The organism is Haloechinothrix aidingensis, assembly GCF_013450155.1.
Taxonomy (GTDB): Bacteria; Actinomycetota; Actinomycetes; order Mycobacteriales; family Pseudonocardiaceae; genus Haloechinothrix; species Haloechinothrix aidingensis.
Genome location: NZ_JACCKD010000006.1, coordinates 263320 through 288384, shown reverse-complemented (window position 1 = coordinate 288384; position 25065 = coordinate 263320). Strand labels below are relative to the sequence as shown.

20 protein-coding genes are annotated in these 25065 nt (G+C 66.8%); 13 read left to right on the top strand and 7 right to left on the bottom strand.

Going from position 1 to position 25065, the window contains the following annotated elements:
* Positions 1 to 73 precede the first annotated feature (73 nt).
* Both H0B56_RS17280 and H0B56_RS17275 read left to right on the top strand, forming a co-directional pair.
* Entirely contained in the window at positions 74 to 955 is an 882-nt protein-coding gene (locus H0B56_RS17280) for a DUF5919 domain-containing protein (RefSeq protein ID WP_180894116.1), read from the top strand.
* Positions 943 to 1740, top strand: coding sequence for an inositol monophosphatase family protein (locus H0B56_RS17275; protein WP_180894115.1), 798 nt, complete (start codon positions 943 to 945; stop codon positions 1738 to 1740). The genes H0B56_RS17280 and H0B56_RS17275 overlap by 13 nt, the downstream gene beginning before the upstream one ends.
* Before the next feature lie 100 nt (positions 1741 to 1840).
* Here the strand turns inward: H0B56_RS17275 and H0B56_RS17270 are convergent, their stop codons facing one another.
* The 6 genes from H0B56_RS17270 to H0B56_RS17245 all read right to left on the bottom strand — a co-directional run bounded on the left by H0B56_RS17270 (position 1841) and on the right by H0B56_RS17245 (position 8618).
* Positions 1841 to 2845, bottom strand: coding sequence for an abortive infection family protein (locus tag H0B56_RS17270; protein ID WP_180894114.1), 1005 nt, complete (start codon positions 2843 to 2845; stop codon positions 1841 to 1843).
* Between the two features lie 801 nt (positions 2846 to 3646).
* Positions 3647 to 5272: a recombinase family protein gene (locus H0B56_RS17265; protein WP_246361265.1), complete on the bottom strand. Its 1626-nt coding sequence runs from the start codon at positions 5270 to 5272 to the stop codon at positions 3647 to 3649.
* A gap of 101 nt (positions 5273 to 5373) precedes the next feature.
* On the bottom strand, positions 5374 to 5622 hold the full coding sequence (locus tag H0B56_RS17260; RefSeq protein ID WP_180894113.1) for a hypothetical protein: 249 nt from the start codon (positions 5620 to 5622) through the stop codon (positions 5374 to 5376).
* A gap of 241 nt (positions 5623 to 5863) precedes the next feature.
* Positions 5864 to 6985: a DNA-methyltransferase gene (locus H0B56_RS17255; protein WP_180894112.1), complete on the bottom strand. Its 1122-nt coding sequence runs from the start codon at positions 6983 to 6985 to the stop codon at positions 5864 to 5866.
* Positions 6986 to 7768: a TRM11 family methyltransferase gene (locus tag H0B56_RS17250; protein WP_180894111.1), complete on the bottom strand. Its 783-nt coding sequence runs from the start codon at positions 7766 to 7768 to the stop codon at positions 6986 to 6988.
* The gene (locus H0B56_RS17245; protein ID WP_180894110.1) at positions 7761 to 8618 is read right to left on the bottom strand and encodes a hypothetical protein; all 858 of its coding nucleotides are present in this window, start codon (positions 8616 to 8618) and stop codon (positions 7761 to 7763) included. Before H0B56_RS17245 ends, H0B56_RS17250 begins: the two co-directional genes overlap by 8 nt.
* A 501-nt stretch (positions 8619 to 9119) precedes the next feature.
* Between H0B56_RS17245 and H0B56_RS17240 the strand changes: the two genes are divergently transcribed.
* The 11 genes from H0B56_RS17240 to H0B56_RS17190 all read left to right on the top strand — a co-directional run bounded on the left by H0B56_RS17240 (position 9120) and on the right by H0B56_RS17190 (position 22050).
* Complete coding sequence (locus tag H0B56_RS17240) at positions 9120 to 10013, top strand: hypothetical protein (RefSeq protein WP_180894109.1); 894 nt, start codon at positions 9120 to 9122, stop codon at positions 10011 to 10013.
* Between the two features lie 53 nt (positions 10014 to 10066).
* Positions 10067 to 10459, top strand: a complete 393-nt coding sequence (locus H0B56_RS17235) for a pilin (protein ID WP_246361264.1) — start codon at positions 10067 to 10069, stop codon at positions 10457 to 10459.
* A gap of 4 nt (positions 10460 to 10463) precedes the next feature.
* Entirely contained in the window at positions 10464 to 12392 is a 1929-nt protein-coding gene (locus H0B56_RS23015; RefSeq protein WP_246361263.1) for a TrbL/VirB6 family protein, read from the top strand.
* The gene (locus tag H0B56_RS17225; RefSeq protein ID WP_180894108.1) at positions 12389 to 13441 is read left to right on the top strand and encodes a PrgI family mobile element protein; all 1053 of its coding nucleotides are present in this window, start codon (positions 12389 to 12391) and stop codon (positions 13439 to 13441) included. The genes H0B56_RS23015 and H0B56_RS17225 overlap by 4 nt, the downstream gene beginning before the upstream one ends.
* Positions 13441 to 15270, top strand: coding sequence for a VirB4 family type IV secretion system protein (locus tag H0B56_RS17220; RefSeq protein WP_180894107.1), 1830 nt, complete (start codon positions 13441 to 13443; stop codon positions 15268 to 15270). Before H0B56_RS17225 ends, H0B56_RS17220 begins: the two co-directional genes overlap by 1 nt.
* A gap of 16 nt (positions 15271 to 15286) precedes the next feature.
* Positions 15287 to 15658: a hypothetical protein gene (locus H0B56_RS17215; RefSeq protein WP_180894106.1), complete on the top strand. Its 372-nt coding sequence runs from the start codon at positions 15287 to 15289 to the stop codon at positions 15656 to 15658.
* 86 nt (positions 15659 to 15744) lie between these two features.
* Entirely contained in the window at positions 15745 to 16566 is an 822-nt protein-coding gene (locus tag H0B56_RS17210) for a GP88 family protein (protein WP_180894105.1), read from the top strand.
* Between the two features lie 43 nt (positions 16567 to 16609).
* Entirely contained in the window at positions 16610 to 19105 is a 2496-nt protein-coding gene (locus H0B56_RS17205) for a type IV secretory system conjugative DNA transfer family protein (RefSeq protein ID WP_246361299.1), read from the top strand.
* Between the two features lie 111 nt (positions 19106 to 19216).
* The gene (locus tag H0B56_RS17200; protein ID WP_246361262.1) at positions 19217 to 20251 is read left to right on the top strand and encodes a replication-relaxation family protein; all 1035 of its coding nucleotides are present in this window, start codon (positions 19217 to 19219) and stop codon (positions 20249 to 20251) included.
* A 7-nt stretch (positions 20252 to 20258) separates the two neighbouring features.
* The gene (locus tag H0B56_RS23010; protein ID WP_246361261.1) at positions 20259 to 21224 is read left to right on the top strand and encodes a peptidoglycan DD-metalloendopeptidase family protein; all 966 of its coding nucleotides are present in this window, start codon (positions 20259 to 20261) and stop codon (positions 21222 to 21224) included.
* 130 nt (positions 21225 to 21354) lie between these two features.
* On the top strand, positions 21355 to 22050 hold the full coding sequence (locus H0B56_RS17190) for a DUF6338 family protein (protein ID WP_180894104.1): 696 nt from the start codon (positions 21355 to 21357) through the stop codon (positions 22048 to 22050).
* Positions 22051 to 22454: 404 nt separating this feature from the next.
* On the opposite strand, the gene H0B56_RS17185 is transcribed toward H0B56_RS17190, so the two are convergent.
* Positions 22455 to 25046 carry a DEAD/DEAH box helicase family protein gene (locus tag H0B56_RS17185; RefSeq protein WP_180894103.1) on the bottom strand — a complete coding sequence of 864 codons (2592 nt, stop codon included), beginning with the start codon at positions 25044 to 25046 and terminating at the stop codon, positions 22455 to 22457.
* Between the last annotated feature and the right edge of the window lie 19 nt (positions 25047 to 25065).

Sequence of the window (25065 nt, the reverse complement as noted above, 5' to 3'; positions counted from 1 at the left end):
CATCTTGACCGTTCGTTACTCGTCTGGTCTCATCTAAGTCTCACGGCGGGACCGTGAAGCGAAGGGGGACTCAGTGGCGGCTGACGGCACGGTGCTCAAAGCGCTCCTACGGCAACGGCACCTGCAGGAGCACGGTGCTTTCTGTCGAGAGTTCGTCAAGGTCGCTGAGCGGATCGATCCGCACCTCAAGAGCGAGTATCCCTCGAAGGCAACGTTCTTCCGCTGGCTGTCCGGCGAAGTGCGCAAGCTACCGCACCCCGGGCGATGCCGAGTGTTGGAAGCGATGTTCGACGGCTGGGCATCTCACGAGCTGTTCGAGCCGTGGGACTCCGCCAGCGGACCACCTCCGTCGCGCGACGATCAACGGCACTCAGCAGCATCAACTGAGCCTGCGTCAGTCACTCATGAACTAGCCGGTATTGAGCGGGTGTTCCTCAGCCGCGCGGAGTTCGCGCATCAGGTGCCGCCTCACAGCTTCCTCGACCACGCGCACAAGGTGCGCTTAGCGGGGCTATCGCTCAACATGCTCTGCCAGAGCTATCCCGATCACAGCCTTGTGGCTCTCCTTGAATCGGGGTGCGAGGTCAGGTGCCTGTTCCTCGATCCGGACGGGGCGTCTATCAAGACTCGTGAGCAGGAAGAACACCTCGCCGAGGGGCACCTCTCCACGCTTACTCGCCTGAACATGGAGGTACTCCAGCGCGTACGCGGGCGTCTGACTGGCGAGGCGCGGGACCGGCTCCAGGTGCGTACCTACGACGAGCCGATCCGGTTCAACATCACCCTGATCGACGACGAACGGTGCTTCGCCCAGCCCTACATGCCGGACACGCGCGGCGTGGACTCGCCAACCTTCGTCGCCACACGCGACGGGAACGAAGCAGGCCTGTACGACGTTTTCGAGCAGGTCTTCGAGTCCCTCTGGAACAAAGGAGCACCCGCGTGGCCAACCTGAAACACCTGCTGCCCGTCGCCAGCGAAGCCATCCGCATCGGCACCCAGATCGTGCACAACCGCGCGCCCGGCACCGTGACCAGCAAAGGCGACCGCGACATGGTCAGCGAGGTCGACTACGCCGTTGAAGACGCGCTGCAACAGTTCCTGTCCACCGAAACCCCCGAAATCGGCTTCCTCGGCGAAGAGAACGGCGCCACCTACGCATCCACGAGCGAGCTGCGCTGGGTACTCGACCCCGTCGACGGCACCGCCAACTTCGTCCGCGGACTCCCCCTCACCGCCATCTCGCTCGGCCTCATATCCGGCGACGAATCAATCCTCGGCGTCGTGGGCATGCCCTTCCTCGACCTGCACTACGCCGCCGCGAAAGGCCACGGAGCGCTCCGCAACGACACCCGCATCCACGTCAGCGGCACAACCGCGCTGCAGGATGCCATCGTGGCTATCGGCGACTACGCCGTTGGACCTCGCGCCGAGGAGCGCAACCAACCGCGACTACAACTCACCGAACAACTCGCCACCCACGTCCAACGCGTCCGCATGTTCGGCTCCGCCGCCATAGACCTCGCCTGGGTCGCCGAAGGTCGCCTCGACGGCTCCCTCATGCTCGCCAACAAACCCTGGGACACAAGCGCAGGCGCCGCCATCGCACGGGAAGCCGGCGCCGTAGTGGTCGACGCCGAAGGCGTACCTCACACAGCGCAGTCAGCTGCCACCATCGCAGTCACACCCGGGCTCGGCCCGCCGCTCCTTGACCTACTGAACACCACTGTTCGGGGGTAATGGTTACGGTTGCGACTTCGAGGAGTTAAATAAGACCCTTCCCATCTCGTTAACCTTGTTGTCGAGACATTTTCCTCGTGAACATTAGTCTAAACCGCTGTCAGAATAGCGGTTCAGGCGTAATATTGTCAGCCAGACGCTGGAGAGCGAACTTTTCCTGTTCAGGTCTAACACGCAGCTGGGACTTGACAAAATCAGCCACTGCGCGCGACTCTTGCCAATCATCACTTACGCCACCCGAATTTCGGATCCGAACGATTGCGTCGACCCATTCTTTTAGCTCGTCACCACAATCTGACACAGGCTCCAGCACTCCGAGTGCCCATCTAACCGAGCCTGCAGTAATCGTTATACGATCACCACGATCAAACCACAGGCCATAAGCGAGACCGAGTCGGTAATCGCGCGGCCATGTGTTTAAATCATCAGACTCCAGGCAAGGATCTAAGCCGTCCCGACGAACCACAAACGTACCTTGCATCGCGCGTCGCCCCACGGCTACACCAATACTACGTTGGTGATCTTCAGCCGCGTCCGGCAGGTTAGCCGCCATGAGACGCTCTTTTAGCTTCCCGGAGTGGAAAGTCTTGTTCCGTACAACTAGATCTTCAACGAGGGCGTTAGGTCGCCCCAACGAGAAGTAGCCAAGTCTTCTCAAGGCCCATCGCGACCACAGTAGCGCACCATCGAAGGCGAGCGTCACCATTTCATCCTTAAGGATGGGAGTACGAGCACGCCCGTGTCCGCCGCCGTACGTGTTTCTGATAGTTGCAAGATTGAGCACAATCTTGTTTGACTGCGTAGCAATATTACCGAACGGAGTATCATAGGCAAGTTCGTGACCTGGTTGACGTGCCAACAACTCGTGAGCCCGCTTGACAATACCGTCGAATGAAGCATTTGGAGTAGCAGGCGTACCTTCAATCTCAAGAACGATTCGAGCTATGCTTTCGACCATGCACTTAAGGTCACTGAGCGCTTGCCAGGCATCGTCGGCCTCTAACGATCGCTTCAGCCGTTGGCCCTCGCGCTCGACGCATACCCAATGGTCGTCGGGCAGCTCAGGGGGGCGCTCGATACCGAATCGATCGCAGAGTTCGTCCATAACTAGAAATCGTCAGTCCCTAACCACTTAGAGTCAATGCTCCAACCGCAGTACACACCAGTCGAAGCGTGGCACCCATTGGCGACTAGGCATTGGTCGGTGCTCGCTACCCAAGGGTGCCCCTGCTGATTAGCGACCGGGCGCCGCAATGCTCACGTCAAGCGAGGCGCGCAGCGGGATCCGGCACCGCTTGTGAGCCTAGCGCGGCGAGGCGCAAACAGTACCCGTTGATCACCGAACGCCTGCTGAGTTCGTCTTGGGCGCCGAGACCCGTCTCGCGTAGCCCCCAAGGGGCCTGCGCGACAAGTAAAGTGCGGGAGAAGCAACATCAGCGCCGCTGACGTGGGTAGAGTTTCGACATGAGACGGTCACACACGGCCCGGAAAGTGGTCGCCGGTGTCATCCGTCCGAGGCTGATACGCATACGGCACCACGGTAGGCGGGTGCGAAGCCAGTGACACCCGGACCAGGGCCAAACTGTCACACCTGTCACTCTGTCACTCGATGCCAGTTGACCTGCGATTCTGGGTGTGACAGCTGAGTGACACTCTCTTCGATGCTGTAACTCCCACTCTCTCTATGTCACAGGTGTAACCGGAAGGCTGGAACATTGTGGGGGCGCCCCACCCCCAATGTTTCAGCAGCTTCGCAGATGACGCATGAACCGGGTGCCTTCCTGGGGGCCAAACTGGGCGTCAATCGGCCCGGACGCGTGTGAACACCGATGGACGTTGCCGGACCTGACCAGGGTTTGGTCCTGAGCTCTCGGCAGGCCATCCCCATGAGGTCAGTGCCTGGCAGTCAAGGGGTCACGGGTTCGAATCCCGTCAGCTCCACCAAATTAGTCATTGTGCGAACCGCTCCTTCCGAGGCCGTTTCCGCTGGTGAAGCGGGAACGGCCTCTTCGTTGTTCCGGGGCTGAGGGACGCGGAAGACCGGGACGAGCCGGTCTGGTCCGGTGATCTTGACTTGGGACACCAGGGCCTCGATGAGGGCCTTGCACTGGTTGGCGGTGCCGCTGTTGATGATCTCGCTGATGTGGTCGGCGATCTCGGTGAGCGTGGTGATGTCGGGGGCGGCGGGTTGGTCGTCGAGGGCGGCGGCGAGTTCGTCACGGCGGGCCCGCAGTTGCTTGGTCTGATCGCGCAGGGCGGGGAGTCGGTCGGCGACCATCTCCTCGTCGAGGGTGCCGCGCTCGAAGGCGGCCAGGTAACGATCGATGGCGGCGTGGACCTTGTTCAGCTCGGTATCGACTGCGGCGAGTTCGGCGTGACGGTCGGCGTGGCCGGCTACGTGGTCGTTCTGGGCTGAGGCGATCGCGTCGGTGATCAGGCCGTGCTGGTCACGATAGAAGCGGCCAAGTGCGTGGAGCACGGCAGCGTCGACGGCGTCGGCGTTGAGGCGCTTGGCGTCGCATGCGCTGGAATCGTAGCGGGCGCGGGTGAAGCAGGTGTAGTAGCGGTAGGTCTTGTTCCGGCCGGTGGCGCGGGTGCCGAGCATGGCCTTGCCACACTGAGGACAGCGCATCCGACCGGTGAGCATGTAGTCGTAACCGGAGGCGGCGCGATGGGAATGATCCTCGCCGCGTTCGGCGAGGATGCGTTCGGCGTGCTCGAAGGTCTCGGTGTCGACCAGGGGGGCGTGACAGTCGGCGACGGTGATGCCGCGGAAGGTCAGCTCGCCGAGGTAGATGCGGTTGGCCAGCACACGGAGGACTTGGTATCCGGACCAGGTGCCGCCGTTGGTGGTGCGGTGCCCGCGCTCGTTGAGCAGGCTGGCGACGGCGTTCGAGCCCAGCCTGTCGCGGGTGTAGCTGCGGAAGATCAACCGCACGATCGCGGCCTCATCGGCGTGCGGAACGAGGCGGTGGGTATCGCGGTCGACGGTGTAGCCGAACGGACGCCTGCCGCCCTTCCACAACCCCTTGGCGGCCTTGCGTTCCATGCCGGCGATGACGCGCTCGATGATGCTGTCACGCTCGAACTGGGCGAACATGCCCAGCATCTGCACCAACATCCGGCCCATCGGGGTGGAGGTGTCGAACGGCTCCGTGGCTGAGCGGAACACCACCCCGAGCTGATCCAGTTCGTCGAGCAAGGTCACCGTGTCGCGCAGGTTCCGGGAGAACCGGTCAACCCGGTAGACCAACAGCACGTCTATGAGGCCCGCGCGCGCCGCCTGCAACGCACGTTGCAGGTCAGGCCGATTGGTCGTGCCGCCGGAGGCGTCGTCGGAAAACCTCATCGCCACTTGCCAACCGGGCTGGGAACCGACGTAGGAGTCCAGCCGTTCGTCTTGCACTTCGATGGAGTACGGCTGGTTCTCGTCGTCGGTGGAGCGCCGGGTGTAGATGCCCACCCGGACGGTGTCGAGGTCGTCGAGGCTGGCGGCTCTCTTCGTGCGTTGTGCGGTGGCGGATCGCGCCATCGACAAGACTCCCTTGCTGGACTGCGATGTGTAGCTTTCCCGACCGCCGAGGCCGGAAGGCTTGGCCTCGGCGGTTCGTGCCGAGACTGCGTGTTCTCGCGTCACGCGGCGTTGTCGGTTTCATCCGGATTGTGTTGCTGTGCGTGTTTCCATTGGTTGATCAGCGCGGCCAGCGCGGTGACGGCGAGCCGGTACTGCTCGTCGGTCATGGGCGTGGTCTCGACGTGATCGATGTGAACTGTAACGCCGGCGCGGTCGGCATCGTGGGTGAACGGGACTACAGTGTTCGGCTGCTGGTCTGCGCCGTCGTTGGCTTCGTCGTGGTCGACATGGGGGTCATCAGCGCACATGGGCGCACCTCCGAGCCCGCAACTCCGCTGCTGAGCGGTAGGTCGCGGGAGCTGGTCGGCGGGCTTGGGCAACCGTCGACGCGGCGGACACGACCTCAGCCAGTGCACCCGCGTCCCTTATCCCGTGGAGGGCTTGCTCGGCGAACACGTGCGGCAGCACCCGACGCGGACGCGGATAGCCCAGCAGCTCCCAGTGCAAGCAACCGCATAGCCGGCCAGGAAGATCGATTCTGGATCGTGCTCATGCTGCTGCACTCCGGTCGTGCAGAGCAGTGAAGCCGAGACGACGAATGGCGATGTCGTGGTAGTCGCGCCGGAGGTCGATGCCTTGGTAGAAGCGTCCTAACTGCCGGGCAGCGAGTCCGGTCGTGCCGGCGCCGGAGAACGGGTCGAGAACACGTCCTCCTTCTGGGCATCCGGCGGCAATGCAGCGGAGTGGTATGTCGATGGGGAATGGTGCGCAGTGTGCTTCCCGCAGTGGACGAGTGGATATTGACCACACATCCCCGGGGTTTTTCCCTTTACCTTGGGGAGTCCACGATAGCTTGATCGTGTTGTCCTTGTTGCCGCCGTAGCGGATTTTCCTGCTGAGCGGCCGGTCGGTGGTGTATGATTCTCGAATCGAGTCGAGATCGAAATAGTAGCAATCGTTCTTCACGAGCAGAAAAAGCGTCTCGTACCGACACGACAGCCGATCTCGCACGGATTCCGGCATGGCGTTTGGTTTATGCCAAATGATGGCGTTGCGGAGGATCCATCCGTCGTCTTGCAGGGCGAGCGCGACCCTCCAGGGAATGCCGTACAGGTTCTTGCGAGGAAGTGATCTGGAGCGGTTGGTTCCGTTTCGCCGGATGGAGTCCCGCAGGGGCGCGGCGGCGTGTTTTCCAGCGAGGGTGCTAGCGCGCATGGGCTCGCTGGTGTGGCCGGGTGGTTCGGCGGAGTACGAATCTCCGAGATTGAGCCAGACACAGCCGGTTTCGGTCAGAACGCGGTGCAGTTCGGCGAAAACGTCGCGTATCGCGCGCACGTACTCCTCGGGGGTGGATTCGCGGCCGTATTGACGGTCTGTGCGCCATGCTCCGCAGCGGCGGCATTGCTGTGGATGGCCGTCTCGCTCGACCGCTGAGTTCGGGTAGCTGCCCCGCGGGTTGATGGTCCGTGGCTGAGTGGTTTCCCGTCCCGCCGAATGAAGGCACGCGGGGTCTCCGCCGACCCAGAGGCCGGTGCCGTAGTCACGCAATCCCCAGTACGGCGGGCTGGTGACGATGCAGTCGACGGATGCGTGCGGGAGGGTGGCGAGCGTGTCGACGGCGTCGCCGGTGTAGAGAGTGATGGTGTCGTCGCGGTAGTAGGTCGTCGGCATCTACGCCACCTCCGTGGTCGTGGTGTTGGGATCTGGCGCCGTGGTGGGCGCGCGGAAGATCAACACGTCGATGTGTGTGGGGTGAGCAGTGGGCTGACCGTGCAGGTCGGTCGATTCCGGTCGATGGCCGGTGCGGCTGATGTGCCGGGGTCGGAGCTGATGACCGTGCATCGGGGCGGTCAGCGCGATGCAGTGGTCGGCGGGCACGAGGCCGACGGCCTCGGCCGCGTCGTGGATCTTGCCGGGCAGGTCGAGCAGGCGTCCGCGGCGGCGCCAGGGGCGGCAGGTGATCACGATGTGCCCGCCGGGCCAGACCCAGTCGGCGACCGCGGTGAGGTCTTCATACAGCCCGACCAGGACGCGGCTGGGCTCGCTGGTCGGGGTGTGGCGCAGGCCGGTCAGCATGAGGTCGACCGCGCCGGGCAGGTCGGCGGCGCGGGGGTCGTCGATGCTGTCCAGGAGTGTGGCGTGACCGGCGCTGCCGGCGAGTCGGGCGAGGTCGAGGTTGGCTTCCAGCGCGGATTCCCAGCGGGGCTGGGTGGCCAGGGCCAGGGCGTGGCGGCCGGCGCGGACGGCCTCGGCGAGCACGAGGCCGGGACCGGGGTTGGGATCGCAGACGATCGCGCCGGGGTCGGTGTAGGTCTCGATGATCCAGCCAGCGATGGCCGGGGTCAGCGCGGTCTCGGAGCGCGTGGCGCCGACAAGCCGGTCGGCGATGTGCTGGCGGGGTGAGCGCTGCCCGGTGGCCCACACGCTGGCCGGGCACACGACGTTCTTAGGCATGGCACGGCTCCAGCGACGGGATCGACGGGCGGAACACGCAGGCGGTGGCGTGGATGCGGCGATGAGCGCCGAGAGCGACGGCGCGCCGGCCGCGCTGACCCGTCGGCGGGCCGGCGCTCGGGGCGTCGTGCGCCAGGATCAGCCGGTCGACAGGCGTCAGACCGGCCAGCGTCGCAGCCCGCCCAATGGCCCCGGAATGCGCCGTCCGAACCTGCGGCATGTGATGACTGTGCGTGAGAACGATGAGGACGCCGTCCGGAGCAAGCAGCGGCGCCCAGTCGGCCATCAGACCGGGATCGGTCGGCTGGCGGGTGCACCCGCAGACGATCACGGCGAACCGGTCCGGGTGCCGCTCTCGGGCGCGAGGAGTGGCCGGGCGTGCGGTCGGTTCCCCCACCGGGAAAGGCGGCTGCTCGGGTCCGGGTCCGGACTCGGCCCCGGACTCCGGTGCGGTGCCAAACCGGGCCTCACCGCGGTCGAGAAGGTCATCACCGCGTGCCGGTCGGGACAGCTCGGTGACCGCGCCGCGAGCGAGTCGCAGAACCGTCTCCACAAGACGGTCGCGGTGCTCGCGCCCCGCCGCTGATCCCGGCTCGGCGGCATCGGCGAGCGCGACCCGGTCGCCGGGGTCGCTGTAGGCGGTCACGACCACGCGGACCGCCGCGACGATTCTCTCCTCGGGACCGGAGTCGGGGGCGACGTGACAGACCAGCACGCTGGCGGGCACGACACCCGCGGGGCCGCGACGGCGCCCCGAGCCGTTCCGGTGACGGCGCGCCTGCTGCGGGGATGACACGGACTGGATGGGCTCGTGCGAGTCGGGCGTGCGCGGGAACGACGGTGGCGACATGACAGACGCTCCATGATCGTCGGTCAGGGGCAAGGACACCCCTGAAGTCCGCGAAACCGCGTGCGATTGGACACGCCTCCCGAGAACGCATACGTGATCCAAGTCACAGCTTGGTGTGACAGTCGGTGACGGCTGGAGATGGTCGACAGGCGCCACTTGGTGATCTTGGGTGTCCTGGTTTCTGATCAACCTCGCGCGGGTTCGGTGATCACGCGCGGGGCGGTCCACGATCGCTCCAGAAACTTGTCGAGATCATCTCTCGTGTTTCGGTGGGAGCGGTCTGCCGGGTGACAGCAACGGAACAAGAGGGGACTAACACCGCAGCGCACGGACGTGCTGGTGACTGCGTGGGCGATCTCGGATCCAGCGATGCGGTGATCTTCTTGTTCCGGGACAAGGAGATCGTTTTAAACCGTTCGTAGCGCGGAACCGTGCGCTGTGCTGTTCTGCGCCTGGCCTTCTCGGCGGCGTCGTTGGACGCCGTTTCGAGAGGAGCCAGCCATGCCACGCTCGTCGGTTTCCGAGCACGCAGAGTGGCCCGCTAACCCGCTGGATGCCGCCCGCGCTGCGTTCACGTGGCTGACCACCGGGGACCACCCGGTCGCGGTGGACGGGCGCGTGTTCGACTACATGCCCGACCGAGAGATCCCGGTGAATGAACTCCGCGATCTGCTGCTGCGCCGGTCCTGCCCGCGGCGGGTGTGGGACCAGGTGTGGCGGCATGTGATCACACGCGCCCGCAGCGAGGGCGGCACGTGGACGATCGTGGCCGTCGGGCTCGCGCTGCCGATGCTGACCCCCATGGCGGCCCGGCTGACCGACCGGTACGCCGGTGAGCCCGCCGATATCCACGCCGAGATCGTGCAGGGCTTCCTCGACGCCCTGCAGACGATCGATCTCACCAAGGGGCGGATCACGATCCGGCTGCGGTGGGCCGCCTACCGCTCCGGGCACCGGGCGCTCACCGCGGCGCTGGACGGACCCACCCCGAAGGCTCCCGGGTTCTTCTCGGCCGAGCCGAAACCCCCGTCGGGGCACCCGGACTTGGTCTTGGCCCGCGCGGTGCAGGTCGGGGTCCTGACCCCGACCGAGGCCGAGGTGATCTCGCAGACCCGCCTCGGCGAAACCCTGCTGACCGACTGGGCCGCCCACCACGCGATCGAGTTCTGGGCCGCGTACAAGACCCGAAAGCGGGCCGAGTACCGACTCGCCGCTTGGCTTTCCGAGTCCGCTGACGGCTCCGGCGAGAGCGACCCCACGGGTGAGGCGGCCACGTCCCAGACCTCGCCCAGAACTACCTCGGAGACCTCAGGGCAGTCACAGAGGGTCGCGAAAAAAGTCGACGAGGGCCTGTCCAATGAGCCCAGCAGATCCGGACTTCAGGGCCGCGGGTGATCCCTGCCCGCGTCTCGCGCTCTTCGCCCGCTGGAAAGCCCTGGAGGTCCACGATGCGCTCGATCGCGCCCTCTACTCGCCTCGCCGCCGGTCGCCGCACGCCGCGCCGCCGCCGGGCCGGCCGGCTCCTGACCGTGACCGTGCTCGTCGCCGCCAGCGTGGTGGTCACCGCCGCCGCGGCCTCGGCCGAGACCACGCACGTGATCGCGCTGGCCGACTCGGTCGACGAAGTGCTGACCAACATCCGCAACTGGATCATGGGGATCTTGGCGCTGCTGGCGACGGTCTTCTTGACCATCGGCGGGGTCCGGTACGTGCTGGCAGGCGGCGACCCCAGTGAGGTCGAGAAGGCCAAGCAGAGCTTCAAGAGCGCCGGCTTCGGCTACGGCCTCGCGGCGCTGGCTCCCCTGGTGGTCGAGATCCTCAAAGGGATCGTGGGGGCCTGATCGCATGCCGGCCACCGCACCCCCCACCTCTGGGGCCGGCCACCGGTTCGGCCGCGCGTTCACCGCGGTGGCCGGCCTGCTCGCCGTCAGCGTTCTGGTCGGCATCGCCGGCGCGGGCACAGCCTCGGCCCAGCCCGCACCCACACCCACCCCCTCGCCACCGGCGCCAGGGCCGCCGCCGTGCCAGGGACCCGGGTGTATCCCGCGGCCCACCACACCCACACCCCAACCGGGCGAGACGCCGGGCCAGTCTGGCGACGACAACGATTCCGAAGAATCCTCGTGCGGGATCACCGATATCCCGGCCTGCGTCACCGATGCGATCGACTCGCTTTTCCGAAAACTGGTCACCCCAGCGCTGAACAGCCTGCTGGATCTACTGGCCGACACTCTGTTGACAACTCCGACGTTGGATCAACTGCCCCGCATCGGCGAGCTGTGGCAGTCCTCGTGGCAGATCATGTTGGCCTGCTACGGGATGTTGGTGCTCATCGCGGGAATCATCGTCATGGCCTACGAGACCATGCAGACCCGGATCTCCATCAAGGAGATTCTTCCGCGGGTCATCATCGGTTTCCTGGCCGGGGCGTTGTCGCTCTGGGTGTGTTCGCAGGCGATCAGTCTTGCTAACGCGCTCGCGCAGGCGATCATGTCGGGCGGGGTCGACGAAAAATCCACGGCCGAGACGCTGAAGAATTTGGTGCTGAGTTCCCTCAATGGCGGTTTCTTCATCATCTTCGTCGGCCTGTTTCTCGCCGGCATGCTCGTCGCGCTTTTGCTGACCTACATCGTCCGCGTCGCGTTGACCGTGATTCTCATTGTGGGAGCACCGCTGGCGCTGATGTGCCACGCACTGCCACACACCGAGCCCGTCGCGACATGGTGGTGGAAAGCCTTCGGCGGTTGCCTGGCTGTTCAGCTGGGCCAATCGTTGACGCTGATCACCGCGATGCGGGTCTTCCTGTCTCCGGGTGGGTTCACCTTCTTCGGCCCGACCACAGACGGGCTGGTGAATCTGCTCGTGGCGCTGGCCTTGATGTACATCCTGGTCAAGATTCCGTTCTGGATCTTGGGCTCGGTTCGCAGCGGTGGTCGCTCGTTTATCGGGTCGCTGGTTAAAGGGGTTATCGCATACAAGACCTTCGGTCTCCTGCGCGGTCTCGGTGGCAGCAGCGGTGGCCGTGGGGCCGGCCCAGCGCCGCGCGGCGGCCCCACGCCGTCTGGGCCGACCGACCCGTACGCCAGTACACGAGCGACCCCGTCGGGCCAGTACATGCTGCCGCTGCACGGCCTCACACGGCAGCGGGCGGCTCAGTCTACACGGCGTCCTGGCCCGACGTCCTCGCCGCGGCCCCGCCGCCGTGGCCGCGGCAGGCAGCTGTCGTTGCCGCTGGACGGGGAATGGCCCGAGCACAAGCCCCGCCTGGGCCGCGATGGGCAGTACGCGTTGCCGCTGGACGTGCAGCGCCAGCGTGCTCCGAAACCGGCAGCCGACTCGCCGCCCCTCTCGTCGGCAGGTTCGCGTAGCCGGGGACGGCAGTTGCGGTTCCCGGCCAGCGGCGAATGGCCGGAGAACCGGCCACGGCTGGGCCGCGACGGGCAGTACCGGCTGCCGATCACCGCGCAGCGGGTGCGCCGCCCGACGCCACCGTCACCTCCACCGACCCCGCCTTGGCCGGCCCGCGGACGACAACTGAAGCTGCCTGCCGACGGCGAATGGCCGGAGAACAAACCCCAGGTCGGGCGGGACGGGCAGTACCAGTTTCCGTTGAACGTGCAGCGCACGCGGAAGCCACCCCGCAGTCAGCCCCAGGCACCGCCGCCGCAGCGGACGCGCACTCGACAGCCACGCCAACACGATCTGCCGCTGAATCTGCCGAAGGTCTCCCCACCGCGCCCGAGAACCCGCCGCGAAGGAGGTGAGTCGAGGTGAGTCAGTACAGCGTGCGCATCCCGGCGGATGTGGACCGGGAGGACACCATCCTGGCCGGTTTCACCGCCCGGCAGGTCGCGGTCATGGCGGTGACCGGCCTGGTGCTCTACGGCGGGTGGCTGCTCAGCCGAACGTTCCTGCCGGTGGTGGCCTATCTCGTGGTCGCGGTGCCGGTCGGGGTGGCCATGAGCGCGCTGGTGGTGCTGCGCCGCGACGGTGTGACGCTGGACCGCCTGCTGCTGGCCGCGCTCCGCCAGCGGCTCCAGCCCCAACGCCGGGTCGCGGCCAGCCAGCCCCCGGCGACGGTCCCGGAGTGGCTGGCTGGCGTCGCCAACGACGCGAGCGAACCCGTGGCCGGCCCGCTGGAGTTGCCGCTCAGCGGAGTCAGCGAGGCCGGAGTGGTCGATCTCGGCTCGGACGGGCTCGCGCTGCTCGCCGCATGTTCGACAGTGAACTTCTCGCTGCGGACCCCGGCCGAGCAGGAGGCGCTGACCGCGGCGTTCGGCCGCTACCTGCACAGTCTGTCCGCGCCGGTGCAAATCCTGGTGCGCGCCCAGCCCCTGGACCTGTCCGAGCAGATCGCGCAGCTGCGCGAACGCGCGGCCAGCCTGCCCCACCCGGCGTTGGAGACCGCCGCTCTCGATCACGCCGACTACCTCGCCCAGCTGAGCCAGCAGGCCGAGCTACTGCGCCGACAGATCCTGCTGGTCCTCCAGGAACCGGTGCACAGCGCACCGGACGCGTTGACCCGCCGCAGCCGCCTGCCTCGACGCCGTGGCCGCGGCGAGGAGAAGGCCGAGACGTCGGACGGGGCGCGGCGCGCGGCGGCCTCACGGCTGCTGCGGCGCATGCACGAGGCCAGCGAGCTGCTGTCGGCGGCAGGGATCGAGGTCACCCCGTTGGACGCCGCGCAGGCCACCGCCGTGCTCACCAGCGCCACCAACCCGGACAGTCCACCGCCCTCGCCGGAGATGGCCGGCGCCGACGAAGTGATCACCACCCCGGCCGGAGCGGAGGACTGGGACCCCGACGAGGAGGACCACCTGTGATGTTCACCCGGAATCGACGCCGCACCACTCAGGCAGCCTCGGCCGCCTTCGCCCCCGACGCCGTCGAGATCCACCCACGCCACCTGCAGATCGGCGACGAATGGGTCGCCAGCTTCGCCGTCGCCGGCTACCCGAGGGAAGTCCACGCGGGCTGGCTGCAACCACTGCTGACCCACCCGGCCCGACTCGATGTGTCGCTGCACATCGAACCGATCGACCCGCAGGTGGCCGCCGAACGGCTGAAGAAACAGCTCGGCCGCCTGGAATCCGGCCGGCGGCACACCGCCGCGCACGGCCGCCTGGCCGACCCGCAGGTCGAAGCGGCTACCGAAGATGCCCACGACCTGTCCGACCGGCTCGCCCGCGGCGAGGGCCGCTTGTTCCGCGTCGGGGTGTACCTCACCGTCCACGCGAACTCACAGCAGGAACTCGTCGAGGAGGTAAGCGCGCTGCGCGCCCTGACCACGAGCCTGCTCATGGACGCCAAACCCACCACCTACCGGTCCCTACAGGGGTGGATCACGGCCTTGCCGATGGGCCTGGACCAGATCGGGATAACCCGCTCGTTCGACACCGCCGCGCTCAGCGCCGCGTTTCCGTTCACCAGTCCGGACTTGCCTCCTCCCGATGTCACCTCGACATCAGCCGCCCACGGAGTGCTGTACGGCTGGAACCTCGGCAGCCAGGGACTCGTGCACTGGGACCGGTTCAGCTGCGAGAACTACAACTCCGTGATCCTCGGCCGTAGCGGGGCCGGCAAGTCCTACCTCGTCAAACTCGAAGCGCTCCGCAGCCTGTACCACGGCACTGAGATCGCGATCCTCGACCCCGAAGACGAATACGCCCGGCTGGCCGGCGCCGTCGGCGGCACCTACTTCCCACTCGGCAGCGAAGGAGTGCGGCTCAACCCCCTGGATTTGCCGATCCACACCCGCGCGGACGGGCGCCGCTCGGCGCCCGCGGACGCGCTCACCCGCCGCAGCCTGTTCGTCCACACCCTCCTTTCCGTACTATTCGGAGAGCCGTTGAGCGCGGACGAGCGGGCAGCGCTCGATCAGGCGGTCACCGCGACCTACCGTGTCGCCGGGATCACCGACGATGCCCGCACCTGGACACGGCAGGCACCATTGCTCGCCGACCTGCGTGCGGTACTGAGCCAGTCCGACGACGCCACCGCCCGGGAGCTCGCCAGCCGGCTGCACCCGTTCACCCACGGCGCGTTCTCGGGCCTGTTCGACGGGCCGACCACCACCCCGCCCGACGGGCACCTGCTCGTGTTCAGCCTGCGGAACCTGCCCGACGAGCTCAAACCCGCCGGCACCCTGCTGACCCTGGACGCGACCTGGCGCCGAATCTCCACCCCCACCACGCGTCGGCCGCGGCTGTGCGTGGTCGACGAGGCATGGCTGCTGATGCAGCAACAGGCCGGCGCCGAATTCCTATGGCGCATGGCCAAATCCGCCCGCAAACACTGGGCCGGACTGACCGTCGCGACCCAGGACGCCGGCGACGTCCTCGGCTCCGATCTGGGCAAGGCCATCATCAGCAACGCGGCCACCCAGATCTTGCTCAGGCAGTCACCACAGGCGATCGACGACATCGTGCGCACCTTCGCGCTGAGCGAAGGCGAGCGGCAGTTCCTGCTCTCCGCGGGCACCGGCCAAGGACTGCTCTCCACCGGCACCCAACGAGTCGCCTTCCAAGCCATCGCCTCCGACGCCGAGCACCAGCTGATCACCACCGACCCGGCCGAACTCGCTGCCATGGCCGACAAGACCACCGCCGACGAGGACGACTCCGCCGTCGGCCACGACCTCGTTCTCGACTGACCATCCGAAGGGAGGAATGCCCGCGCCCACCCCAGCCACCGCTGCCGACGACACGACGATCCTCACGAACCTGGACAGCCTCGCCCACGACGTCCTTCCCACGGTCGCCGTGGCCTCCGGGCTCATGGCGGCGATCTGGCTCGCCTGCGCCGTCGGGACCGTCTGCGGCGTCTACCTGGGCAGTCTGACGTTCGTCGGTGCCCGCGGCCTGATCCGCGCGTGCGCCCGGCAGGTGCGGCGTCGCCGCCACGCCGCATCCTCCCAGCTGGTCACGGTCCATCCCGACGGGGTGACCACCATGATCATCAACCTGGATCACTACCGACGCCGCCACCGACAGCGCCACAGCCGCTCACCCTCGACCGAACGCCCCGACGGATCGGCCTGACCAACCGGCGCATCACCCGCCAGCCAACCGTGTCCACGCACAGCTGACCTCGCACTCACTGACCTCATCTCTTCGGAGGTACACCTATGCCTTCCTCCGCTCCTGCAACTGCCGGTGGACCACCAGCGCGTCCCCGCCGCCTGCTCACTCAGAACCGGGAAATGCGGGCCATCGGCGTCTACAACTGGACATTGCCCGCGTGGGCGGGGCGCCTGCCCGATGGGCGTACCTACAACACCTGTCCCTCGGCCGGCATCTGCCGCCAGGTCTGCTACGCCCGGCACGGGACCTACCTGTGGCCGGCCGTGCGCGCCAAGCACCAGGCCAACCTGCAATTCGTGCTCGACGACCCGGACGGCTGGGAACAGGCCATGCTCGCCGAACTCGCCGCACCGAAGTTCGCCGGCCGCTGGATCAGGATTCACGACAGCGGCGACTTCTTCAGCGATGACTACACCACCCGCTGGCTGCGCATCACGCGGCACCGGCCGGAGGCGAACTTCTATTGCTACACCAAGGAAGTCGACCGGTTCCGCCGACTCGTCGAACCCAACCCGCCCGAGAACTTCCTGTGGGCCTACAGCTACGGCGGCACTCAGGATCATGTGCTCGACCCGCAGACTGATCGGGTCGCCGACGTGTTCCCGGACGAGGAGTCCATCACCGCGGCCGGATGGTCGTCCCAGGAAGCCTCCGACCTGCTCGCGGTGCTCGGCCCCCATTTGGTCGGCGTGCCCGCGAACAGCATCCCGCACTTCCTGGAGAAGCTGTCCGGGCGCCGGTTTTCGGAGTGGCAGGCCGAAGTCGACGCACACCGCCACACTCGCGGAGACGCGGCAGTTCGTTCGATCACCAGTGCACCGTCCGCCCGCCGCCGAAACCACACCGATGGTCGGCGGGCCGCGTGACCCCGTCGTGCGCTTCTGACCAGGTCAGGAGGGTCAGCCCGTGATGCTGTTGCAATCATCCATCGTGGATAGCCCGCTGGGCGGGCTGCTCACCGATCCGTGGGTAGCGATCCGAGCGATTGTGGACGTTGTGTGGTCGTGGATACAGGTCTGGGGACCGATCGTCGGCCCGCTCGCGCTGACCGCGATCAGCGGCCTGATCGGCCTGCGGCGCTGGTGGGACGACCGCTGCCAGGACCGTCTGCACGACCAGGCGCGGGTCGTCACGATCCTGGCACCACCGACCGTGGACCCCGACGGGGCTGAAGCGGCGTGGTCGAACCTGGTCGGGCTGTTGCGTCCGAAGTGGGCGCGCCTGGTCGGCGGCCAACCGCATCTGGCGTGGGAGTACGTGTTCGGCCATGACGGCGTGCAGATTCGGCTGTGGGTCCCGGGAACGGTGCCGCCCGGGATGGTCGAGCGCGCCGTCGAGGCCGCGTGGCCGGGCGCGCACACCCGCACCGAGCAGGCCACTCCGCCGCTGGCCGTGGCGGCTGACGAGGGCCGTCGCCAGGTGGTCACCGGGGGCGTGCTCCGGTTGGCCCGCTCCGAGGCGCTACCCATCCGCAGCGATTTCGACGCCGACCCCATCCGCGCGCTGCTGGGCGCGCCCACCGGGCTCGGTGTGCACGAGGCGGCGTGTGTCCAGGTGCTGGCCCGCCCGGTCACCGGCCGGAGGGTCACGCAGGCGCGGCGTGCTGCCCGGCACCTGCACGCGGGCCGCTCAACGCGCCCAGTCGGTCGGCTGTTGGATGTGATCACCCCGGGCGCGAGGCCCAAGCCCTCCTCCGGGGCGGGCGGCCAGCCGAAGCTGGACCCGCAGACCTCGCTGGAGTACCAGACGCAGAACCGCGCCATCGTGACCAAACAGCGCGGGAGTCAATGGGACACACTGATCCGCTACGCGGTGGCGACCACCGTCCCGGCGGAGACGCCGCCGGAGCAGGTGGCACGCGTGCGGGACCAGCTGCGGGGCCGCGCCCACGCCATCGCCAGCGCGTTTTCCGGTTTCACCGAGCACAACCACTACCGCCGCCATCGACTGCGCCACCCCGAGCAGGTGCTGGCCCGGCGGCGACTGCGCCGCGGGGATCTGTTGTCGGTGCCGGAGTTGGCCGCGCTGGCTCATCTGCCCACCGATGACGCCGTGCCGGGCCTCGCTCGGGCGGGGGCCAAGGCCGTGCCGCCCCCACCGCACACCCCGACCGAAGGCGAGCTGGTCCGCCCGATCGGCGTCTCCGACACCGGCCACGCCCGCCCCGTCGGGCTACAGGTCAGCGATGCCCGCCACCACCTGCACGTGCTCGGCGCCACCGGGTCAGGAAAATCCACCGTCTTGGCGCGGATGATCCTCGCCGACGCCGAGCACCGTCGCGGCGCGGTGGTCATCGACCCCAAGGGCGACCTGATCACTGACGTGCTCAAACGCCTACCCGAACATGCCGCCGAACGCGTCGTGCTCTTCGACGCCGACACACCCGGCACCACCCCCTGCCTGAACCCCCTGGAAGGACCGAAGGAGGCGGCCGTGGACAACCTCGTGTCCGTGTTCAGCAGGGTGTTCTCCTCCGCCTGGGGGCCGCGCACCGAGGACATCCTGCGCGCCGGATGCCTGACCCTCCGAGCCGTCTCCGACACGCCGAAGCTCTCCGCGCTCCCACAGCTACTCACGGACTCGGCCACCCGCGAACGCCACCGTCAGAAGATCGAGAACGACGCGACCCTACGCGGCTTCTGGGACTGGTACGAGCAACTCTCCGATGGAGCCCGAGCCCAAGTCTCAGCACCACTTCTTAACAAGTTGAGAGCGTTCTTGCTGCGTTCGTTCGTCGTCAAAGCCATCGCCGCCGGCGAGTCCACTGTCGACCTGTCGGCGGCACTGGACGGCGGGCTGTGCTTCGTGCGCATCCCCAAGGGCAGCTTGGGCGAGGACACCACCCGACTGCTCGGCTCACTGATCGTGGCGCGGGTCTGGCAGGCCACGACCGCCCGCGCCGCCGTGCCCGAACGCGAACGCCTCGACGCGTCGCTGTACGTCGATGAGGCGCACAACTTCCTGAACCTGCCGTATGCCATGGAAGACATGCTCGCCGAAGCACGCGGCTACCGGCTCTCCATGACGCTGGCCCACCAGCATCTCGGCCAGCTCGGCAAGGACCTCAAGGAAGGCATCAGCACCAACGCGAGGTCGAAGATCTTCTTCACCGCCGGTCCCGAGGACGCCCGCGAACTCGCACGCCACACCGCACCCCGGGTCAGCGAGCACGATCTCGCCCACCTCGCCGTATTCCATGCCGCCGCCCGGCTCGTGGTGGGCGGCGCGGAAACCCAACCGTGCACCCTGGCCACGCAGCCGCTGCCCCCTGCGATCCGCGGCCGAGCGCGCATGGTGCGCAAAGCCGCCACCCGCCACACCCAGCCACTGTCGACCGTGGCCGAGCAACCACCCGACCAGACCGGACCGGAGAGCACCGGCACCGACCCTCGCCGCGCCGCCTGACAACCGCACCCTCCGACACGGGCGGACCACGCCACCAGGCGTGGCCCGCCCCCGTTTTGTGCGCTCTCGCTGTCCCAGCACGCCCTCTTTGCCCAGAAGGAGTCGTTCAAGTTGGACCCCAGCACGCCCCAACGTGACCTGCGCACACCGATCCCTGGACGCGTGACCCCCCGTGTGGCCGCCTCCACCGAGCACCAGGCCACCGTCGCCGCCCACCTCACGAAACGGGACCGCTGGATCGCCCGCCTATGCGCCGAACACCGCACCCTGACCTCCACCCAAATCGCCCGAATCGCCTTCCCCAGTCGACGCGCGGCCAACCACCGGCTCCAACGCCTCCACCAATGGCGAATCCTCGACCGCTTCCAGCCCTACATCGGACGCGGCCGGGCGCCCATGTTCTACGTCCTCGACACCACCGGCGCCCACCTGCTGGCCCACGAGGACGGCATCGACCCCCGAGAGTTGCACTTTCGTGCCGAACGCTCCATCGGCATCGCCTACTCCCTGCGCCTGGCCCACCTACACGGGCTGAACAGCCTGTTCACCGGCCTCATCGCCGACGCCCTCGCCCACGACGACCGGAACGTCACCGCCTGGTGGTCCGAAGCCCGCTGTGCGAGGCATTTCGGCGACCTCGTCCGTCCCGACGGCTACGGCCGCTGGCGCGAAGCCGACCGGCAGATCGAGTTCTTCCTCGAATGGGACACCGGCAGCTACCACCTGTCCCGGTTCGTCGCCAAGATCCCCGGCTACCTCGAACTCGCCACCACCACGAGGATCGTCACACCGCTGCTGGCTGTGTTCGCTACGGCTCAGCGCGAGTCCCACGCCCGCCCGCTGCTGGCCGAGCACCTGCGCGCCCAACCGCGCCCGCAGGACCTGCCGATCGCCACCACAACAGTTGACGACCTGAACCGCGCCGCGACGGGCTCAGCAGAGATATGGCTGCCGCTGGCCCACCGCGATGCCGGGCGCGCCCGGCTGATCGACCTCCACACCGCGTGGCCCCACCTGGGCGAACCCATCGCCAGCGCCCAAACCACCACCAACACGAGCGAAGCCAGCCCGGTGCCCCGGCTCAGCCCGCCAGCCCCCATGCCGCCCTTCGCGCAGCACGACCTGACCTGGAAACCCTCGAGGTGATCGGAGCATGCTCAAACTCGCCACCACCGTCCTCGGCGCCATCGTGGCCCTGGTCGTGCTGGTCGCTGCAGCCGTGTCCGGGGTCATCTCCGCCGCCGTCGGCCGGGGCGACTCCGCGACCGCAAGCCAACCCAGCCAAGCCGCCTTATCCGACATCCCCGGCGACTACCTCGCCCTGTACCGGCACGCCGCCACCACCTGCCCCGGGCTGGACTGGAGCATCCTCGCCGCCATCGGCAAAATCGAAACCAATCACGGCCGCTCCAACCTCCCCGGAGTACACAGCGGATCAAACAAAGCTGGCGCAGGCGGGCCGATGCAGTTCCTCCAGTCCACATTCGACTCTGTGGTGGAGCGGCACCACATCCCTCCAGGTGGCAGCACCCCGCCGTCGCGATACAACCCACACGACGCCATCTACGCCGCCGCCGGCTACCTGTGCGAATCCGGCGCCCACGACGGGCGCGACCTCGACGGCGCCATCTACGCCTACAACCGCGCCGACTCGTATGTGCGCAAAGTTCTTGATCAGGCCTCGACGTATCGCGCCACACACGCAGCACAGCACCAAGCACGCGCCTGGACCAGCCCTGTCAACGGCCGCTGCACCTCCGAGTTCGGCCCGCGAGGCGCGCGTTTCCATAGCGGACAAGACATCGCCGCGCCCGTCGGTACCCCCATCCACGCCGCCACTTCGGGCCGCGTCATCGACGCCGGGCCAGCACGCGGCTACGGACTCTGGGTCCGCATCCGACACCCCAACGGCGTGATCACGACCTACGGACACAACCACCGCAACCACGTTCATCCAGGGGAACGCGTCCGAGCGGGACAGATCATCGCGCAGGTCGGCAACCGAGGGCACTCCACCGGCCCCCACCTGCACTTCGAGATCGAAACCGCAGGTCAGAAACTCGACCCCGTGGCGGTCTACCAGCGACAGGGGACCGAGCTATGCGGCAATGCACCGTGATGCGTTCGATGCCGCAGTGAGCGCGGTGCTCTCGCCGGCTCCCGAGCGAGCATGGACCAGCAGTGCGTAGTGGAGATCTAGAGAACGACGTCGAGTAGTCTCCTGGCGCGGACGGATCGGAGGGATCATCATGCCATCTACGCTGACCGGGCTGCTGCTGTTTGTCGTCCTGCTGCTACCAGGGTTCATATTTGCCACGGCCCTTCGCCGGGAGCGGCCCGAGCAACGCCCGTCCCCACTTCATGAGACAGCTGCGATCGCGCTGGCGAGCGTGCTCTCCGAACTGATTGTCCTCGGCATCTTCGCGGTGATTCACGTGCTGGCACCCGAATGGACGCCGAACATTCGTCAACTGATCGCCGCGCCCCAGAGGTACCTCGCCACCAGCTACCTTCTGATGTTCACCTGGATGGTGATACTGCTCGTCGCTGCCTGCGCCACCGCGTGGATCGCAGCAATACTCGCCCGCCGTAGGCCCGTTCATCCCTCGGGTGGGTCAGCGTGGTGGTTGCTGTTCGAGACCTTCGGTCGGGACCGGGATCGGCACGTCGGTGTGATGCTCGACGATGGATCTTACCTGCACGGCACACTGAGCTCGTTCAATCAGAGTGAAGCCGATACCGCCGATCGCGATCTCGTTCTGATGACGCCAATCACTTACCGGCCATCCGGCGCGGCGGAAACGACGGAACTAGATTGCGGAGCGGCATGCGTATCAGCACGTCATATCGTTGCAATGACCGTCGCATACGTACCACGCCCGGCTACTTCTCAGAGTTCGGATTCGGAGACGGAGGTGGCGGAGACTGCGGCTTCTCCTGACTAGGTGGGATGGCCGTGTCGCCTGGGCGCTGTCCCTTGGTCGGTCGTTGTCCCCGTTCGTGACGCTGTCCGTACTTCTCACCACGGGTACGTTCGTTCATGTCGATCTCCTTTCTCGAACGGCTACGTCCCGGAGCCGTTCCTGGGACCTGCCGAGACATTGCAACTGAGAAGCCTACTATCGCTCGCCGACAGATCCGCGCACGTAACCGAGAGCCGGAGTCGCGAGTTGGAACGCCAGGGCGGCAACCAAACCTTCATGCCCCGCTTCCTGCAGCGCTCTGGATAGGCGCTGTTAGTGCGATAGTTCGCCCGGGTGAATCGGAGAGTGCGTTCCAGACCCAGGTGACACCTACTCAGCACCGCCGTCATATCAGCATCACCGGGTGAGTGATGCTGAGGACTCGCTCAGGCCGAGGGGAAGATAGTCTCTATGCCATTGGCGGTGATGAGCTTGCCATGGCTTGGGGACAGCAACGTGCCGAGCCACGCATCCTGAGGTAGCAAAGCTTCGATTTTGGTGCGCGCATCCCCCCGAGCTTCGGCGCCGTCGTCGCCGCACAGCACGCAATACCTCCGAAGTCGGTCGGCTAGTAAATCATAGAGCCGAACGGCTGCATCGTGGTTGATTAGGACGATCTTGTCATGGGCTGCTTCGGCGGCATCGTTCTCAACAACGGTTGCTGGGGTGAGCAAGCAGCCGTAGACGCGGGCATTCGGCGAGCGCTTTCTCTCAACCTCGACCTGTCCGAGCAGCTGATTCACATCGTCGCGACAGAGTGGTTTGGGATCACCATTCGGTACGGTCTTGACTTCCCACACGCGGCGCTCGGCACGCCGAGCTGTAGACCAGAACCAGCGGCAGTCCGTGGCGCTCTGTTCACCCTTGGGTGCACGCTTGCCATGGGCAGCAACGAGGCGAGCGAGCATTTCAAGTCCTTCGCACTGCTGGTCGTGGCTACCAGTCAACTGCGTGCGGCCACGGGAGAGAACGCGGTCGAGTCGGAGGCCGGCTTCACGGCACCACTCGTCCCACGCGAGGAATAACCGGTCACAATCGTCTGCGGCGGGTTCATAGCCTTCGAGGCTGGCTATGGTGCGTTCCAGTTGACGGAACCAGGTGGTGCGCGGGCCGTCCTTTGTGGCGACTTGCAGAGCCTTGCGTGCGGCCGCCAGGTCCTCCGGCCGACCCCGATCGAAGTGTGCGTGGGCCTCGACGTAGTGCCAGAACGCCGCGTGTTCGGTCTCTCCGGCTCCGGCGAGCTGGGATGCGGCGTTACGGGCGTTCTCTGCGGCTCGTCGGTAATCGGCAAGCCAGAGATCGGTCGCCGCTGATACCTCGGATCGGGCGCTGGCGGCCTCGCCAGCTTCGCTAGCTTCGCTGGCACCGCGGCCGGGGCGGGGCTTGCGTCGCGGTGACTGCTGTTCGCTCGGTGAAGCCGCAGGAGTCTCATTACGTTGCCAGAACGCGGTGCACTCGCGCTCGGTGGCTTCCCAGCCTTCGTCGTACAGTTCCAGGGCAGCGCGGATGGTCGGGTCGAGACCTTCGGGGATCGAATTGCGGACCGCCGGGTCGGCAAGTATCTGCGCGAAGCTGGGGTCCAGGCCGAGGTAGAGGGTGCGATCGCTGGCTTCGCGGTTCGCGCGACCCAGTGCCTGGGTGATCCGCTGACCGACGCGATGACGCATGAAGCTGGCATCGCCGAGGTAAGCGACGACGAACCGCTCGAACTCGCTACTGGCTTGCGGGACTGTCGTGATGACGACCAGCTTGCACACATCGCCGGCAAGGTCGAGTCCGTCGTAGCGGCCTGCCGTGACCAGGTGCCCGTTCGCTGCCCGACTCCAGGCGTCGACTGTCGAGTCATCGCCGGCCCGGAACCGATAGACCACCTCACCGGACTCCACAAGTTTGGCCTGTAGCGCGTCGGCTTCGGCATGACTGGCGCACAACCAGGCGGCTCGCCCTCCGGCAGCCTGGGCTTGACGAAGCGTCCAGCCGAGCACTGTGGGATCGAAGGGCTGTTCACTGCTGGGATTGAGCACCAGCCGCCGCTCGCCAGTCTCGCCCGGGGGAAGCGACTGCTGGGTCGTCAACTGCGTAACGGGGCCACCGCCGATGCGACGCTGCAGGTCGTCCATCGTACCGAGCGTGGCGGAGAGATAGATCCGCTGCTTGGCCTGGCTGTACCAAGAGTTGAGGGCTGTTGGCGGGTGATAGGGGCGGATTTCGATGCCGGAGGGCCCGATCAGCACTCCACAACGGGTGAGGTGCTCGCGGACGGTGGGCCAGACATACTTGATCTCATCCTCGTCGACGAAGGCCGATGCCTCGATAGCGTCGCGAATCGGATTCGCGATCGCAGCCCAATCCCGAAACGAGAGCAGCTGTGGCGGGTCACCTGCCTGCGCCGTGCCCTCCAGCATCGCGTACAAGCCAGGATAGGCGTCGGTATGCGCAGTCACGAGCTGGCAGATTGTGCGGTAGAGCTCGCGGGCCGGACCCTGCTTGTCGGGGATGCGTAAGGTCTGCAGCCCACTCAGGGGCTGCTCAGCAAGGTGGACGTCGTCAAAGATAACGAGATCGGCTGGATTGGGAATGGGCCTGCTATTGAAGTAGACCCAGTAATTCATCACTGCGACGACGTGCGCCCGGTGGTAGTCATCGAGTTTGGCGCCACCGTAATCCTTGGCCGCGAAGCGCACAACGTCCAGCCCCAGAGCCTCCGCCTCCTCCACGACCCGGTCAGCGAGCTGGCGCGTTCCGGTTAGATAGGCCACCGACCAGCCACGGTCCAGAGCATAATCGGCGATCAACAAGGCTAGCAGGGTCTTGCCCTCACCTGTCGGCATCTCGATGGCCAAGTCGTCGGTGTCGAGATGCTTCTCAGCGTATGTAGCGAGGACCTGATCCTGCCCCTGCCGTAGCTCGGTGAACCTCGCCGACTCGAATGCGGCGAGGCGGTCGGCGAAGTCCGGTACCGGCGCGTGCGCCACCATCTCCCCTACACTGCGAGTT